Source organism: Rhodococcus phenolicus, from assembly GCF_001646785.1.
Classification (GTDB): domain Bacteria; phylum Actinomycetota; class Actinomycetes; order Mycobacteriales; family Mycobacteriaceae; genus Rhodococcus; species Rhodococcus phenolicus.
This window is the reverse complement of the sequence record NZ_LRRH01000039.1, coordinates 52,325-67,439: the sequence shown is the minus strand read 5'-3', so window position 1 is coordinate 67,439 and position 15,115 is coordinate 52,325. Positions and strand designations below refer to the sequence as shown.

The 15,115-nt window shown below is 69.9% G+C and carries 17 protein-coding genes and 1 pseudogene; 9 read left to right on the top strand and 9 right to left on the bottom strand.

The window, feature by feature from the left end; translation table 11 throughout:
• Positions 1 to 32: 32 nt before the first annotated feature.
• On the top strand, positions 33 to 1,244 hold the full coding sequence (locus A8G15_RS12435; protein WP_068159505.1) for a GNAT family N-acetyltransferase: 1,212 nt from the start codon (positions 33 to 35) through the stop codon (positions 1,242 to 1,244).
• A gap of 15 nt (positions 1,245 to 1,259) precedes the next feature.
• Here A8G15_RS12435 and A8G15_RS12430 read toward each other — a convergent pair whose 3' ends face one another.
• The 5 genes from A8G15_RS12430 to A8G15_RS12410 are packed head-to-tail and all read right to left on the bottom strand — an operon-like array spanning position 1,260 to position 3,834.
• Positions 1,260 to 1,823, bottom strand: coding sequence for an Asp23/Gls24 family envelope stress response protein (locus A8G15_RS12430; protein WP_068159502.1), 564 nt, complete (start codon positions 1,821 to 1,823; stop codon positions 1,260 to 1,262).
• Positions 1,820 to 2,830 (bottom strand): Asp23/Gls24 family envelope stress response protein, encoded by a 1,011-nt coding sequence (locus A8G15_RS12425; RefSeq protein ID WP_068159501.1) that lies wholly within the window; start codon positions 2,828 to 2,830, stop codon positions 1,820 to 1,822. The genes A8G15_RS12430 and A8G15_RS12425 overlap by 4 nt, the downstream gene beginning before the upstream one ends.
• Complete coding sequence (locus A8G15_RS12420; protein ID WP_082899846.1) at positions 2,823 to 3,017, bottom strand: DUF2273 domain-containing protein; 195 nt, start codon at positions 3,015 to 3,017, stop codon at positions 2,823 to 2,825. Before A8G15_RS12420 ends, A8G15_RS12425 begins: the two co-directional genes overlap by 8 nt.
• Positions 3,014 to 3,370, bottom strand: coding sequence for an Asp23/Gls24 family envelope stress response protein (locus A8G15_RS12415; RefSeq protein WP_082899851.1), 357 nt, complete (start codon positions 3,368 to 3,370; stop codon positions 3,014 to 3,016). Before A8G15_RS12415 ends, A8G15_RS12420 begins: the two co-directional genes overlap by 4 nt.
• A 2-nt stretch (positions 3,371 to 3,372) precedes the next feature.
• Positions 3,373 to 3,834: an Asp23/Gls24 family envelope stress response protein gene (locus A8G15_RS12410; protein WP_068159594.1), complete on the bottom strand. Its 462-nt coding sequence runs from the start codon at positions 3,832 to 3,834 to the stop codon at positions 3,373 to 3,375.
• 222 nt (positions 3,835 to 4,056) lie between these two features.
• On the opposite strand from A8G15_RS12410, the gene A8G15_RS12405 reads away from it, so the two are divergent.
• Positions 4,057 to 5,262, top strand: coding sequence for an NAD(P)/FAD-dependent oxidoreductase (locus A8G15_RS12405; protein ID WP_068159499.1), 1,206 nt, complete (start codon positions 4,057 to 4,059; stop codon positions 5,260 to 5,262).
• Positions 5,263 to 5,323: 61 nt separating this feature from the next.
• The gene (locus tag A8G15_RS12400) at positions 5,324 to 6,100 is read left to right on the top strand and encodes a glutamate racemase (protein WP_068159495.1); all 777 of its coding nucleotides are present in this window, start codon (positions 5,324 to 5,326) and stop codon (positions 6,098 to 6,100) included.
• Positions 6,101 to 6,109: 9 nt separating this feature from the next.
• On the opposite strand, the gene A8G15_RS12395 is transcribed toward A8G15_RS12400, so the two are convergent.
• The gene (locus A8G15_RS12395; protein ID WP_068159592.1) at positions 6,110 to 6,745 is read right to left on the bottom strand and encodes a TetR/AcrR family transcriptional regulator; all 636 of its coding nucleotides are present in this window, start codon (positions 6,743 to 6,745) and stop codon (positions 6,110 to 6,112) included.
• Positions 6,746 to 6,827: 82 nt separating this feature from the next.
• Positions 6,828 to 7,190 carry an SPW repeat domain-containing protein gene (locus tag A8G15_RS12390; RefSeq protein WP_068159490.1) on the bottom strand — a complete coding sequence of 121 codons (363 nt, stop codon included), beginning with the start codon at positions 7,188 to 7,190 and terminating at the stop codon, positions 6,828 to 6,830.
• 260 nt (positions 7,191 to 7,450) lie between these two features.
• On the opposite strand from A8G15_RS12390, the gene A8G15_RS12385 reads away from it, so the two are divergent.
• A complete protein-coding gene (locus A8G15_RS12385; protein ID WP_068159486.1) occupies positions 7,451 to 8,194 on the top strand; it encodes a DNA alkylation repair protein in 744 nt (247 codons plus the stop codon).
• Between the two features lie 51 nt (positions 8,195 to 8,245).
• Here A8G15_RS12385 and A8G15_RS12380 read toward each other — a convergent pair whose 3' ends face one another.
• Positions 8,246 to 9,301: a ferredoxin--NADP reductase gene (locus A8G15_RS12380; RefSeq protein WP_068159483.1), complete on the bottom strand. Its 1,056-nt coding sequence runs from the start codon at positions 9,299 to 9,301 to the stop codon at positions 8,246 to 8,248.
• Positions 9,302 to 9,657: 356 nt separating this feature from the next.
• Here A8G15_RS12380 and mdo point away from each other — a divergent pair, with 356 nt between their 5' ends.
• The 5 genes and pseudogenes from mdo to A8G15_RS29860 all read left to right on the top strand — a co-directional run.
• Positions 9,658 to 10,929, top strand: coding sequence for an NDMA-dependent methanol dehydrogenase (gene mdo / locus A8G15_RS12375; protein WP_068159481.1), 1,272 nt, complete (start codon positions 9,658 to 9,660; stop codon positions 10,927 to 10,929).
• 111 nt (positions 10,930 to 11,040) lie between these two features.
• Complete coding sequence (locus A8G15_RS12370; RefSeq protein ID WP_068159478.1) at positions 11,041 to 12,126, top strand: MadB family AAA-type ATPase; 1,086 nt, start codon at positions 11,041 to 11,043, stop codon at positions 12,124 to 12,126.
• 10 nt (positions 12,127 to 12,136) lie between these two features.
• Positions 12,137 to 13,654: a MadC family VWA domain-containing protein gene (madC, locus tag A8G15_RS12365; protein ID WP_425415087.1), complete on the top strand. Its 1,518-nt coding sequence runs from the start codon at positions 12,137 to 12,139 to the stop codon at positions 13,652 to 13,654.
• An 89-nt stretch (positions 13,655 to 13,743) separates the two neighbouring features.
• Positions 13,744 to 13,983, top strand: coding sequence for a hypothetical protein (locus A8G15_RS12360; protein ID WP_068159475.1), 240 nt, complete (start codon positions 13,744 to 13,746; stop codon positions 13,981 to 13,983).
• A 54-nt stretch (positions 13,984 to 14,037) separates the two neighbouring features.
• Positions 14,038 to 14,479, top strand: a pseudogene (locus A8G15_RS29860) (gamma-glutamyltransferase); the annotation flags it as partial.
• Between the two features lie 233 nt (positions 14,480 to 14,712).
• Here the strand turns inward: A8G15_RS29860 and A8G15_RS12350 are convergent.
• Positions 14,713 to 14,970: a hypothetical protein gene (locus tag A8G15_RS12350; protein ID WP_068159470.1), complete on the bottom strand. Its 258-nt coding sequence runs from the start codon at positions 14,968 to 14,970 to the stop codon at positions 14,713 to 14,715.
• Between the last annotated feature and the right edge of the window lie 145 nt (positions 14,971 to 15,115).

The window sequence follows — 15,115 nt, the reverse complement described above, 5'->3', positions numbered from 1 at the left end:
AAGTGGGCCGGTTCTCCCCGTAGGCTGCGCCCATGCCCGATATCCGCGTCCTCGGCACCGACGCCGAGTTGCTCGAGTCGTCGAAGTTGTTCCGCACCGCCATGGTCGGGCTGCCTCCGGCACCGCTCGATCCGGACCGGGTGCGCGAGTTGTTCGAGCCGGGACGCACGCTCGGGGCGTTCGTCGACGACGCCATGGTCGGGACTGCGGATTCGGCGACCAGCGGGCTGATCCTGCCCGGTGGCCGGCGGGTGTCGCACGCCGCCGTGACCCACGTCGGGGTGCTGCCGACGCACACTCGGCGCGGGGTCGTGAGCGCGCTGATGCGTTGTCAGTTGCGGGATGCCCGCGACCGCGGTGAGGTGGTCGCGACCCTGCGTGCGTCCGAGGCGACCATCTACGAGCGCTTCGGTTACGGTTCGGCGAGCACGTCGCACACCCTGGAACTGGATGTGCGGCGTGCGGTGCTGCGTCCGTCCGTCCAAGAGGGAGGCCCGGTGCGGCTGGTCGAGCCGGACGAGGCGTGGCGACTTCTCCCGCAGATCGCCCGGAACCACGCGCCGTCACGGCCCGGCACCATCGACCGAATCCCGCTGTGGTGGCGCGGCCGAGAGTTGTCGGCACAGTTCGACCGCGGTCCGAACTATGTTGCTGTCCATGGTGTTTCGGGTTCAGAGGACGGGTTCGTGCGTTATCGTCCGGTCGGTGTCGACCGCTGGTTCGGCGGCCACGACCGCACCGTCGTCGTCGACGACCTCTTCGCGCCGACGCACACCGCATATCTCGGGTTGATCCGGTTCCTGCTGACACTGGACCTGGTCGACACGTTCGTCTTCACCGCGATGCCGCAGGACGATCCGCTGCCGTGGTTGTTCACCGATTCCCGGGCGGTGCGCCTGCGTCGCGCAGGCGACGAGACGTGGTTGCGTGTGCTCGACGTGCCGGCAGCGCTGCGGAACCGGGCTTTCGCGGGTGACGGCGCGGTGCGGCTGAGGATCGTCGACGACCTGTTTCCGGAGAACACGGGAACCTTCGAGATCTCCGCGGCCGGTGCCGGTCCGGTGGCCGGCCCGCCGCAGCTCGAGATGGGTGTGTCCGCGTTCGCGGCGACACTGCTCGGCGGCACCCGATGGCACCAGCTCGAACGCGCGGGTCTGGTCCGGGTGCTCGACGAGACCGCGTTGCCGCAGACCGAGCGGTTGTTCGCGACCGACTGCGCCCCGTTCGCCGGCGTCATGTTCTGAATGCGTCGGGGACGCTCAGCGCACCTCGACCGCCGGGTCCAGGTGCAGCAGCACCTGGGTGGCGACCCGGGCGCCGCCGAGTGCCCGGGCCGCGCGCTGCGCCGTGTCCTCCGCGCTCGAAGTGAACTCGGCGACATCGATGTTCGGTTCGGCGTGCACGATCACCGACAGTGTCGGCAGGTGCCGTTCGACGACGGCGCGCCCGCGCGCCGACCTCACCCCCGGCAGCGCCGCGAGCTCGGCGGCGACGCCGTCGGCGACCGGGCCGAGCTCGACGCCGAGCGTGGCGTCGGTGACCTGGTCGTAGAGCTGCACGGTGGAGGTGCGGCGCCGTGACAGGTTCACCACGAGCAGCACGATCCCGACGGTCAGGCCCACCGCGACCGCGCCCCACAGCGCCGCGGTCCACCACGGCTGGTCGGGCACGTCGATGACGCGGGGCCGGTCGAGACGCGCGAGCGAGTCCCGGGTGAACGGCACCCTGCCCACCCAGCCCAACGCGAAGGCGCCCACGCCGAGCAGGAAGAGCCCGACACCGAAGGTGACGAACCGATTGACCAGTACGGTGCGCAGTTTCACCGGTTGACCTTCACGACGAGGGGGATCGGCTTCGCGAGCAGTGCCAGATTCGGTTCCACCGCCGCCCGCACCGCGGCGGTGAGTTCGGCGACCGGGGTCTCGTCCTCGACGGTGATCCGGACGACGGCGCGCCGCCGGTCGACCACGGTGCGGGCGGTGCCGACCCCCGTGAGCGCCGACGCATGGGCGCTGCACATCCGGGCGAGGTCGGTGCGCCGCATCCACACCGTCGGCACCGGACCGTCGACCTGCAGCGGCAGGTGGGTGCGTCGCCGCGGTTTGCAGGCCACCACGAGCAGCACGATCCCCACGGCGACACACGCCGCGGCGGCCGGTGCTATCCACGGTTCCCAGTGCAGCCGGCCGAACCATTCGAACGAGTTCCGCAACCACGGTGCGCCGCCGTACGTGCCGCGCACGATGAGCAGTTCCCGCGCGGCCGTGAACGCCAGGAGCAGCGCCGCGACGGCGATGAGCGCGGCGGCGGGAGCGGCCGCCGGATAGGCGAGAGGTGGCAGCGGTGCGACGACGGGAATCGGCGTGCGCGGTTCGGTGCGGGCGGCGACGATGTCCGATTCGAGGTACTCGACGGGCATCGCCGGCTCGGTGCCCGCGTCCTCTTCGGGGACTGCGGTCGCGGCGACGAGCACGTTCAGCTCGTGCACGGACAGACCGGTGAGTTCGCGCAGTTGCCGCTCGACCGAGTCGTGCACGCGGCGGGTTAGCATCGCCGCGTCGTACGGCCATTCGGCGGCGACGTACAGGTTGACGGCGACGGCGTTGCCGCCCGTGGTCACGTCGGCCCGCGGCAGTTCGCGACCGGTCAGCAGGCTCAGCCCACTGCTGCGGCGGACCACACCGGGCACCTGCAACGCCGCGGCCGTCGCGATCCGCTCGACCGCGCGGTCCTTGATCACCAGCGAGCCGCGGTGACCGCGTGTGTCCTCCGGGGCCGGGACGGTGAGCGTGCGCGGCCCGGCCGGGACCGGTGGATTCGTGTCAGCCACGACCCCGGCTCCTGAGCAGGGCGCCGAGGTCGAGCAGGCCGTCGCGGTGCGCGCCGATGGCCATGCCGAGGGCGCCGAGCAGTACCCCGAACAGCAGTCCGCTGAATCCTCCGAGGATGCCCGCGATGGCCAGCAGCAGTCCCGCGAGGAGACCAATGACGGTGTTGTTGATGGGCGTGTGGTTCACGGTGCCGCCTCTGTGTTCTCGTCGGGGTTCTCGTCCGGACGGGGGCTCACGCCGGGACGGGTGTCGTCGCCGGTGCGCAGATCTTCGATCGTCACCTGCACGGGCACCGTGACCATCGCCGAGACCCGCGCCCGCACCGCTTCGGCGACCGCCCGCAGGTCTGCCGGGTAGCGGGCGACGATGTGCACGGCGCACAGGTCGCACCCGATCCGGATGCCCTCGACGCGACGACCCGGCAGGTAGGTGGCGATCTCGCCGAAGACGCCACCGTGCAGGCCCACCACATCGGGGACGGCGAGCACGGCGTCGGCGACGAGCTCGGCGAGCCCGGCCGTGGACGGCGTCCCGGCGATCGTCACTGCACTCGCGGCTTGGCGTCGTCGACGAGACCGGCCGCTTCGTCGTGCAGCACGACGTCGAACACGGTGATGTTGACCTCGGTGACCTCGAGGCCGGTCATCCGTTCGACCGCGCCGATCACGTTGTGCCGGATCGCGACCGCGAGTTCGTGCAGTGCCACGCCGTACTCGGCGACGATGCCGATGTCGATCGCGGCCTGCTTCTCGCCGACCTCGACGGCCACGCCCTGCCCGTGGTTGATGCGCGCCCCGGGGATCCGGTCGCGCAGCGCGCCGACGACCCGGGTCGTGCCGGCACCCACGTCGAACACACCGCTGATCTCGCGGGTGGCGATGCCGGCGATCTTCGCGACGACGGCGTCGGCGATGATCGTGCGGCCCTGAGTGTCGACGGGGCCGGGCGAGGTGCCGACGCCGAACTGTACGCGGCTGAACCCTGCGCCGCTGTCGCTGGTCATGGGGGACTCCTCGGAAGCGCTGCCGGTGGTGTCCGTGGTCGACTCCGTTGTCTGCACGTTGCCCTCGACTCTAGTGACTCCCACCCCCCGATGGCATGCAGGCGCACGGTGTTTCCCTCGACGGTCGCCGCACCGTAGGACTGTCGCCCGACCTCACCGTTTGGTAGAAAAGTTGAACGGTATCGGGGGTGACCGGCGTCACCACAATCGAAGGATGAACACGTGTCGACTGATCATGGGACCGCGGACGCGACCGGGAAGGTCGTCGTCGTCGGCGCCGGGCTGGCCGGGGTCCGGACCGCCGAGGAACTGCGGCGCGCCGGATTCGACGGTGAGATCGTGCTGGTCGGGGCCGAGGAGCACCTGCCGTACGACCGGCCTCCGCTGTCCAAGGACGTGATCCGCGGCGAACGCGAGGACACCACCCTGCGGCCCCGCGAGTTCTTCGACGAGCAGCGCATCGACCTGCGACTCGGTGTCGCGGTGGAGTCGCTCGACGACGCCGCGCGCACCGTCGCTCTGGCCGACGGCACCACGCTCGGTTACGACGAGCTGATCATCGCGACGGGCCTGCGTCCGCGCCGCATCCCCGGGCTGCCCGACCTGGCCGGCGTCCACGTGCTTCGGTCCGTCGAGGACAGCGTGGGCCTGCGCGGCGACATCACCCCGGGCGGCCGGGCCCTGATCGTCGGCGCCGGTTTCATCGGCTGCGAGGTCGCGGCGAGTCTGCGGGCCTGCGGCATGGACGTCGTGCTCGTCGAGCCACAGCCCACTCCGCTCGCGTCGGTGCTGGGCACCGAGGTCGGCACGTTCGTCGAGCGCCTGCACACCGGTGAGGGTGTCGACGTGCGGTCGGGTGTCGGCCTCACCGAGTTGCGCGGCGACGGCCGGGTCACCGGCGCGGTCCTGGGGGACGGCACCGAGATCGCGGTGGACCTCGTCGTTCTCGGCATCGGGTCGGTCCCGGTCACCGAATGGCTGGACGGTTCCGGCGTGACGGTCGACAACGGCGTGGTGTGCGACACCGCGGGCCGCACGTCCGCCGGTCACGTGTGGGCGGTCGGCGATGTGGCGTCCTGGCAGCTACCCGACGGTGGCCGCAAGCGCGTCGAGCACTGGACGAGCGCCGGCGAGCAGGCCTCGGTGCTGGCGAAGGCGCTGCTCGGTGACGAGAGCGACCGGGCCGCGCAGGTCCCGTACTTCTGGAGCGACCAGTACGACCTCAAGATCCAGGGCCTGGGGGCGGTCTCGGCGCAGGACACCGTGCACGTCGTGCGCGACGACGGCCGCAAGTTCCTCGTCTACTACGAGCGGGACGGGCGCCTGGTCGGTGTCGTCGGCGGCGGCCTGCCGGCGCAGGTGATGAAGACCCGCGCGAAGATCGCGGCCGGGGCACCGATCGAGGAGATGCTCGCTCCCACGTCGTGACCGGACACGGTCCGCGCCTGCCCCCGCAGGTCCGGTCGGCGCCGCGCGCTAGATTCGTACCGTGATCGTTGCGCTCATCGACTCGGGTTTCGGCCTGCTGCCGACCTCGGCGTGGCTGCGCCGATTGCGGCCCGACCTGGACCTGATGCTGTCGATGGATCCGGACGGTGCGCCGTGGGGTCCGAAGCCGCGGGACTGGGTGATCGAACAGGTCGTCACCACGGCCCGGCGGGCGGTACGGCGCGGAGCCGAGGTCGTCGTACTGCCGTGCAACACCGCATCCGTCACCGCGCTCGCCGAGGTCCGCCGCGACCTCGGCGACGGAATCCCCGTGGTCGGCACGGTCCCGGCGATCAAACCGGCCGCGGCGGCGTGCGAGTCCGTGGCGATCTGGGCGACCGCCGCGACCACCGCCAGCAGCTATCAGGCCGGTCTCATCGCGCAGTTCGCGAACGGCAGCGAGGTCGTCGGTGTCGCGTGTCACGGACTGGCCGACTCGATCGACCGCGGCGACCGGGCCGGAGCCGCCGCGGCCATCGCATCCGCCGTCGCGCGGACCCCGGCGGATGTCACCGGTGTGGTGCTCGGCTGTACCCACTATCCGCTGGTCGCGGACTCGATCGCGGCGCAGCTGCCGCAGGGCGTGCGACTGTTCGACAGTGCCGAGGCCGTTGCACGCCAGACCCTGCGCCGCATAGATGCGCTGGACCGTTCGAACCATGGGTCGGGCCGCGTCGAAGTGTTTCTCAGTGGTGAGCCCGGTGCACTGCCCGACGGTGCCCGGGCCTTCGAGGCCGGACGGATCCTGCTCGCTCCCGCCGGTGATGCCGTCGGCTGACCGTGCCGGTCAGCCGAACGACACCGTCCCCATGCCGGTCATCCCGGCTGCGACGACCCGCGCCACGGTGCGCAGATCCTCGCGGTTGCGGGCCGGCCCGTCGAGGTCGAGCAGCCGGTCGATGCTCGCCGCCGAGAACATCGCCGACACCCACGTGGTCGCGCAGGCACGTAGGGTGCCCGGCTGCACCGGCCCTGGTGCGCTGGCCTGCAGCAGCCGCATCGTGACGTCGTGCAGGTTCGAGCGCAGCCGGTGCAGGTGGGTCCGCACGTCGGGGTGGCCGGCGGCTTCGCGCCAGATGATCACCCGGAGCACGGGTGACCGGTGATCCCGCAGGTTCAGCGCGGTGTCCAGGTTGACGAGGCTCGCCGCGGGATCGCCGGGTTCGACGAGCGCGGTCACGTCGGTGATCGGTTCGGCCGGCATCCGTTCGGCGACGAGCGTGTCGAGGATGGCCTCCTTCGTCGGGAAGTAGTAGAAGATCAGGCCTTTCGGCACGTCTGCGGTCGCGGCGATCGTCGCGGTCGCGGTGGCGTCGAAACCGTTCGTCGCGAACAGGGTTTCGGCGGCATCGAGGATGCGGGTACGGGTGCGGCCGTCGCGCCTCGCGCGACGGCGGCCCGGGCGGGGGAGGTGGGTGCTCATCTGCGCACCACTTTCGACGATCCGTGCGGGGGGCGAGGGCACGGTGGCCACTCGCCCCGGGGTCGCGGAATCGGTGTGCGGATCAGTGATGGGTTGCCAGTCCGCCTCCGTGCATGCGGGCGTTCATGACGGGCAGGGCCGCGACGGCGACGACGACGGTGAGAACACCGACGATCCACGCGGTCCACGAGGCGCCGTTGTACTCGGTGTAGCCCATGACCCAGGGGGACAGGAACATCAGCACACCGAAGACACCCATTGCATAGTCGATCGCTGCCATCGACGGCCGGGCGATCTGCGCGATACCGCACAGGGCGACCAGCACGCCGAGGACGATCAGCGACCACATGGCCGCGTCGTTCGTGGCGAGCCACAACGGCGACAGGGCGGCGAAGACGCCCAGAATGACGGCCACATAGTCCTGCAGCCGGCTGTCGGAGAACATGGTGAGCCTCCTTGTGAGAGTGTGTCCTTCCGTCTTTCGGTATAGGTCTGATCGACCGGTCGGTCAAGATGTTCGGCGGTTGCGGTGCGGTAACTCGACATTGCAGGTCGGCGTACGTTTTCGTCGAATCGTCATATTCGGGAAATCGCCGCACGAATCGGAATCCGCTCGCCCTGTGACGCGGGCGGATTCCGAACCACCGCGGCGATGGGGCTGCAGTTCCCGATGTCCGGCGCGGCGGGACCGTACCCTCGACAGCCGTGACTGATGAGAGGAACGCACCCGCGGACACGACGGCCGGGGAGGTGCGGCTCGCGCTCGACGGGCTGGCCGATCCGGCCGCGGCGGAGCGGTCGCGTCGCTTCTTCAAGACCGGGCCGGGCGAGTACGGCGAGGGCGACGAGTTCCTGGGACTGCGGGTGCCGCAGACCCGTGCGGTCGTCCGCCGGTTCCGGACGCTGCCGATCGGGCAGGCTCGCGTGCTGCTCGACAGTCCCGTCCACGAACATCGCCTGGCTGGGTTGTTGATCCTCGTCGACCGGTTCGGCCGCGACCGCGACGCCCGCGACCGCATCGTCGCGTGCTACCTCGACGCGTTGCGGTGCGGTCGCGTGAACAACTGGGACCTGGTCGATGCGTCGGCGGACCGGATCGTCGGCGAGTGGGTCCGCGACAATCCCGCCGAGGCCGGGCTGCTGACCGAACTCGTCGACGACCCGGATCTGTGGCGGCGCCGGGCCGGCCTGCTCGCGAGTTTCGCGTTCATCAGGCACGGCACGGCCGAACCCACGCTGACGCTGGTCGCGCGGGTGCTCGACGACCGGCGGGACCTGATCCAGAAGGCGGCGGGGTGGATGCTGCGGGAGGTCGGCAAACGCGTCGACCGTGACGCGCTGGTGCGGTTCCTCGATGCGCGGGCGGCGGCGATGGGTCGAACCGCGCTGAGCTACGCGACCGAGCACCTCGACGCGGCCGAACGGGCCCGGCTGCGGGCACTGCGGTGATCCGGCCTCCGCGGTCGCGGACGCCGGATCACCGGTTCGGTCGTGCGTGGGTCAGAACTGGATCTTGAGGTTGTCGCTGACCGGCTTGGCCTGGCAACCGAGGATGTAACCGGCCTCGATGTCCTCGGGATCGAGGATGTCGCAGTGCTCCATCTCGACCTCGCCCTCGAGGACGGTGCACGCGCAGGACCCGCACTCGCCTTCCTGGCAGGAGTAGGGCACGTCGAGGCCCTTGGACAGCATGATGTCGACGAGCGTCTGCTTCCGCGGCCACGACAGGGTGTGGGTCTCGCCGTCGAGTTCGACCTCGACGGTCGCGGCCTCGGCGGCTTCCTCGTCGCTGATCTCGACCGGCGCGGCATCGGCGAACGGGTCGCCGGCGAGTGAGTTGAACACCTCGGCGTGCACCTGGGTGCGCTCCATGCCCGCGGCGTGCAGGGCGGCGTGGACGGTGTCCATGAACGGGCCGGGCCCGCACATGAATGCCTGGTGCCCGGTGTACGGGGCGGCGAGCGCGGCGAGCTGCTCGGCGGTGGGCAGGCCCTGCACGGATTCGAGCCAGTGCACGACGGTCAGCCGCGTCGGGTACTTGTCGGCCAGGGCGCGCAGTTCCTCGGCGAAGATGACCGACGATTCGTCGCGGTTGGCGTAGACGAGCACGACCCTGCCGGAGCCCTGGGTCAGCGCCGACTTGAGGATCGAGATCACCGGGGTGATGCCGCTGCCGGCGCCGAACAGGAGGAAGTCCTGGTCGAGCGACTTGGGGGTGAACACACCGGACGGGGGGAGCACCTCGATGCGGTCGCCGGCCGAGATCCGGTCGCACAGCCAGTTCGACCCGTAGCCGTCGACGGTGCGCTTGACGGTGACCTTCGGGGAGTCGTCGGTGAACGGCGAGCTCGCGAGCGAGTAGCAGCGCGCCACCGAGCCGGTGCGGTCGCTGGGGATGCGCAGGGTGAGGAACTGGCCGGGCTTGTACGCGAACTTGTCCCGCAGGTCGGTCGGTACCTCGAAGACCAGCGAGCGTGCGTCGGACGTCTCCTCGATGACGGCGGAAACGGTGAGGATCACCGATCGTGAGCCGTGCGGCACCTCGACTGTCGTCATGGGGTGTTTCGTCCTCTCGTCGTGCAGGTAGCGCCTTGGAACATGTGGTGCGGTCGCGCGGCCCGCCGGACCGGACCAGATCTAGAACGTGTTCTAGTTCAAGGGTAGCAGCCGGAGCGGGCGGCAGGGAAACGGTACCGGGAGGCCCACCGCGTCGACACAGTCGTATCCCGGTCGGCGGGACGCGGACCTGTCCGACCGGGCAGGCGGGAGCGCTCGACCGGACGGCTTCGGCCCGCAAACCGGACGGTTCCGGCTCGTAGCTCTTCACTGCCGCGGCGTCGTCCGCCACGGTGGATCCCGGATGAGATGTGGATCACACGCAGTGAGCCACCCGGAGACCGAGGAGTGACACGATGGCCATCGAGCTCAATCAGATCTGGGACTTCCCGATCAAGGAGTTCCACCCCTTCCCGCGCGCACTGATGGGCGTGGGTGCGCACGACATCATCGGCGTCGAGGCCAAGAACCTCGGATTCAAGCGCACCCTGCTGATGACGACGGGTCTGCGCGGCTCCGGCATCATCGAGGAACTGATCGGCAAGATCGAATACCAGGGTGTCGAGGTCGTCCTCTACGACAAGGTCGAGTCCAACCCCAAGGACTACAACGTCATGGAGGCCGCGGCCCTCTACCAGCAGGAGAAGTGCGACTCGATCATCTCCATCGGCGGTGGCTCGAGCCACGACGCCGCCAAGGGCGCTCGCGTCGTCATCGCCCACGACGGCCGCAACATCAACGAGTTCGAAGGCTTCGCCAAGTCCACCAACAAGGAGAACCCGCCGCACATCGCCGTCTCCACCACCGCCGGCACCGGCTCGGAGACGTCGTGGGCGTATGTCATCACCGACACCTCCGACATGGACCACCCGCACAAGTGGGTCGGCTTCGACGAGGCGACGATCGTCACCCTCGCCATCGACGACCCGCTGCTGTACTACAGCTGCCCCCAGCACTTCACCGCCTACTGCGGCTTCGACGTCCTCGCGCACGGCTCCGAGCCGTACGTCTCGCGCCTGGACTTCGCGCCGTCGCTGGGCAACGCGCTCTACTCCATCGAGCTGGTCGCGAAGAACCTGCGCGAGGCCGTGTTCGAACCGCGCAACCTCAAGGCCCGCGAAGGCATGATGAACGCCCAGTACATCGCCGCGCAGGCGTTCAACTCCGGCGGTCTGGGCATCGTGCACTCGATCTCGCACGCCGTCTCCGCGTTCTTCGACAGCCACCACGGCCTCAACAACGCGATCGCGTTGCCCCGGGTGTGGGAGTACAACCTGCCCTCGCGCTACGAGCAGTACGCCCGCATCGCGACCGCGATGGGAGTCGACACCCGCAACATGACCACCGTGCAGGCCGCCGACGCCGCGGTCGAGGCCGCGATCCGGCTGGCCAAGGACGTCGGGATCCCCGACAACTTCGGGTCCGTGCGCACCGACTCGTACGAGAAGAACCAGATGAACACCAAGAAGTACGAGGGTCGCGGTGATGTGATCCGCGGCGACGAGAAGACCGTGCGGGCGATCTCCGAGCACATCCAGGGCGACTGGTGCACCCCCGGCAACCCCCGCGAGGTCACGGTCGAATCGATGATCCCGGTCGTCGACCACTGCATCAACCGGTCCTACTGACACTGCGTCAACCGGTCCTGCGGACCGACGGACCCGGCCTCCGATCTCGCGCCCGGGGCGGTGCCCCCTGCCCGCCCCGGGCGCGTTCCGACCGCACCCCAGGAGTATTCGATGACCACGTTCGCCGACGGAGCCGAACTGAAAGACGCGCTGCGCCGCCACGACTACATCGCCGACGACGAATTCGCGGTCGTCGTGCACCTGGCCACCGTGCTCGACCGGCCGCTGCTGCTCGAAGGGCCCGCCGGGGTCGGCAAGACCGAACTGGCCAAGGCCCTCGCCGCCGCCGGCGGACGCAAACTCGTGCGCCTGCAGTGTTACGAGGGCCTCGACGACAGTCGTGCCCTGTACGAGTGGGACTACGCCAAACAACTGCTGCACGTGCAGATGCTGCGCGACCGTATCGGCGACCGGCTCGCCGCGTACCCCGATATCGCCGACGCCTCCCGGTTCCTCGCCGAGCAGGATTTCGGGCTGTACTCCGAGGCGTTCCTCGCCGTCCGCCCGCTGCTCGAGGCGGTCCTCTCGCCGGAGCCGGTGGTTCTGCTCGTCGACGAGGTCGACCGCACCGAGGAATCCATGGAAGCGCTGCTGCTCGAGATCCTCGCCGAGCGGCAGATCACCATCCCCGAGGTCGGCACGTTCACCGCCCGGTCGGCGCCCTGGGTCATCCTCACCTCCAACGACACCCGCGAGCTGTCCGCCGCGCTCAAACGGCGCTGCCTGCACTACCACGTCGGATACCCGACCCCCGAACGCGAACGCGAGATCGTCACCGCCCGCGCCCCCGAGGTGCCGGCCGCGACCGCCGCCGACGTCGTCGAGTTCGCCCGCACCCTCCGCGACCTCCCGCTGCGCAAGAGCCCGTCCATCTCCGAGGTCATCGACGCCGCCCGCGCAGCCACCGTCCTGAACGCGCACACCGCCCCGGGCGCGGTCCCGGACGGCGCGGTCCGCAACGTGCGCGACATCCTGCTCGCGGCACTGCTCAAGTACACCGGCGACGTCACCCTCGCCCGGACCCGGCTCGACGGCGCGCCGGAACCCGCCGCGCAGACCCGCCCGGACGAACCGGTCGCCGGCGAGCACCCCACCGAACGGGTGACGGTCGCGTCCCGGCCGGCGAACACCACCACCGCGGTGTTCCGGGGCCGTGGTGGAGGGGGCGACGCCGCCCGTGTCGGCGCGAGGCGGTGACACCGTGCCTGTGAGCGAACTCGATGCGCGCCGCCCCTCGTATCCCCTCGACGTGGTCGCGGCGGTGTTCGCGCGCGTCCTGCGACGCCACGGGGTCGCCTCGTCGCCCGCCGAAACCATCGAGGTGCGAAGGGTTCTCGGCCTGGTCGGTGCCCGCGATCGCGACGTCCTGCGTGCGGCCCTGCGTGCGGTGTGCGCGAAGTACGCTCACGAGCAGGCCGGGTTCGACCGCGCCTTCGATGCGTTGTTCCTCCCCGCGGTCACCGTCGGCGCCGAGGACGGCGACGCGCCGCTGCGCGCGCAGTTCGCGGAATCACTGCCTGCCGCACTGGAAATCGACGACGAGCAGCAACTCGCCCGCTACGCCGAATACAACGAGCGTGCCGCGGAGGTCGGTGACCGGTTCGACACCCCCGAGGCGGACAAGGGTTTCAACCCGCACAAGGACGACGACGACGTGTCCATGACGTCGACGGACGCGGACCTGTCCGTGGACACCGGCGCGGATTCCGGGCGCCGCGGCGTCACCTACACCGTCGACGTCGATCGTGCCGCCACCGCGACCGTCGGCGATTTGTCCGCGAATCCCGGTGCGGCCGTGTCGGGTTCGCTGTCGTGGGACGATCCGGCAGCGATCCTGGCCTGGCTCGACGCCTACGACCCGCACCGCGCGTACGGCGGCGACACCAGCGACGAACAGCTCACCGAGGCGCAGCTGAACCGGCTCGTCGACGCGGTCGAGGCGTTCGTCGCAGCTCTCGCGCAGGCGGTCGATGCTCCGGTGGACGACCCGGCGGAGGCTCCGGACGATCCGACGGCTGCGCACCGCGCCGAGATCGACCTGGCCTGCCACGAGGTGCTGCGCCGCATGCGCGGCCCGGCCAGGCCCAGGCCGCGGGAACGAGCCCGGGGCCGCCTCGATCTGCGCCGCACCGCCCGCGGTTCGATGCGCACCGAGGGGGTGCCGTTCCACCTGGTGGTCCGCTCGCCCCGGCCGGACAAGGTGCGCTTGCTCGTCCTGGCCGACGTGTCGCTGTCGGTGCGGCCGGTCACCGCGTTCACGCTGCGTCTCGCGCAGGCCATGCACGGCCGCGCGCACCGGTGCCGGGTCGTCGCGTTCGTCGACCGGCCCGTCGAGGTGACCCCCCAGCTGCTCGCGGGGGGTGGCGACGGGGCGCTGGCGCGGGTGCTCGCGCATCCGGCCGTGGATCTCGAGGCGTCCAGCGACTACGGCCGGGTCTTCGACGAACTGCTCACGGACCATGCCGGACTCTTCGATTCGCGCACCTCGGTACTCGTCGTCGGCGACGGCCGCTGCAACGGCCTGCCCGCCCGCGCGGACCGCCTCGCCGACCTGCGCCGCCGCGTGCACCGTCTGGCCTGGATCACGCCGGAGCCCGAACGGTACTGGCAGCAGGCGACGTGCGCGATGCCCGACTACGCGCAGGTGTGCGATCGCGTCGTGGTCGCGCGCGACGGTGCCCAGCTCCTCGACCGCGCCGCCGAACTCGGCCACGCCCTGCGCTGACTCCACCCGGTTTCGGCTGCAGGACGCGGGTCCGGGCGATACGGTGCACCCAAACCCGATGGCGCACCTGTTGGGCGGGGGGAGTTGCGATGACCGACCGCACCGTGGAAGAGCGCGCGCAGTCACTGCGGCGCGACCTGGGAGCCCTCGATCGGCGGGTCGGCGACCTCGTCGAGACGCTCGAGATGTTCGACCGGGACCTGCCCAGCGCCGGCGAGGCCACTCTGCGGGAGATGCTGGACCTGCTCAGCGACGCCCGCTTCGACCTGCATGCGGCCCGCGGTCACATCGAGACGCTCGTCCGGTATGCCGCCAAGTTCGATCTGTGAGCGTCCGCGTCGAACCGGCCCGGCGACCGATCGGCCGCTGTTAGCGTCGGACGGGTGACGATGCCAGCCGAGGTCCGGTCGGGTGTCCGGGCAGCGATCGCAGTGGTGGCCGCCGTCGGAGTGCTCGGCGCGTGTACGTCGGCGGCGGACGACGCACCGGACGCGTCCGCCGCATGCACGGCCGCACCGAACGGCACGCCGCTCACGGCGCCGCCCGCGCCGCAGGAAACCGGCCGCGATCTGTCCACCAACCCGGAGATCGCGACCGGATACCGCGACGGGATGTTCGCGGTCGACGTGGGGGATTTCGCGGTCTCGACCGCCAATCCCGTGTCGACGCAGGCGGCGTGCGAGGTGCTCCGCTACGGCGGCCGACGCGCTCGTCGTCGCGCAGACCGTCCTCGGGCCGGTGGAACCGCAGTCCTCCGGCATCGGCGGCGGTGCCTTCCTCGTCTACTTCGACGGGGCGACCGGGCAGGTCCAGGCGTACGACGGCGCACGAAAGGAAAGGGTGGGGGAGTAATTACCCAGTGAAATTACCGCAATTGTGACTGGCCCTGGTCTGGCGCTTCTCCTCTATGCTGGCCGCAATTCCTGTGGGAGCATTAGAAAGTTGCAGGTAGGCGTACCGGTCCGTGGTTGGACAGGCCGGAACGGTGAATCGCTCAGGACGCAGTCTTGTCGATCCCGTACTGCGTATTTGCGTAGTGTCGTGCTCTGGAGTGTCTGTCAGATTTCGTCCGCTGGAACGAACTGAAATGTCGGGATGGTGGGGTCGATCGTGTTGAGCAGTATTTCGAGTCCGTCGGTCCGAACTTTGCCCACGGCTTCCAGATACTCCTCGGCGAGTTCGGCTATCCTCTTTTTCTGTTGGGCGGCGTCGGAGTCAGATGTGGATTTCCGTATTAATTCTTCCGTGAGTGAAATCTGTACATCAATGAATTTTTGCACCGAAGGCTTCTCGTAAATGTCGTTTGCGTCTGACATGTCGTTCCCTTTCTTCTTTGCTTGTTCACCAATGGGTGCGATGACGCTAGCGGACTAATCGAGCAAGTCGGAGCAGCGTAGCGAATCGGGTGGCATGGTGTTGCGCATCCGGATCGCACGCTTGTGTTCGCCGACATCTGAGCGT

Coding starts and splice junctions, on each gene's coding strand:
- A8G15_RS12360 (WP_068159475.1), top strand. CDS start 13,744: ATGACCGACCGCACCGTGGAAGAGCGCGCGCAGTCACTGCGGCGCGAC.
- mdo (WP_068159481.1), top strand. CDS start 9,658: ATGGCCATCGAGCTCAATCAGATCTGGGACTTCCCGATCAAGGAGTTC.
- A8G15_RS12435 (WP_068159505.1), top strand. CDS start 33: ATGCCCGATATCCGCGTCCTCGGCACCGACGCCGAGTTGCTCGAGTCG.
- A8G15_RS12370 (WP_068159478.1), top strand. CDS start 11,041: ATGACCACGTTCGCCGACGGAGCCGAACTGAAAGACGCGCTGCGCCGC.
- A8G15_RS12395 (WP_068159592.1), bottom strand. CDS start 6,745: ATGAGCACCCACCTCCCCCGCCCGGGCCGCCGTCGCGCGAGGCGCGAC.
- A8G15_RS12390 (WP_068159490.1), bottom strand. CDS start 7,190: ATGTTCTCCGACAGCCGGCTGCAGGACTATGTGGCCGTCATTCTGGGC.
- A8G15_RS12410 (WP_068159594.1), bottom strand. CDS start 3,834: ATGACCAGCGACAGCGGCGCAGGGTTCAGCCGCGTACAGTTCGGCGTC.
- A8G15_RS12350 (WP_068159470.1), bottom strand. CDS start 14,970: ATGTCAGACGCAAACGACATTTACGAGAAGCCTTCGGTGCAAAAATTC.
- A8G15_RS12380 (WP_068159483.1), bottom strand. CDS start 9,301: ATGACGACAGTCGAGGTGCCGCACGGCTCACGATCGGTGATCCTCACC.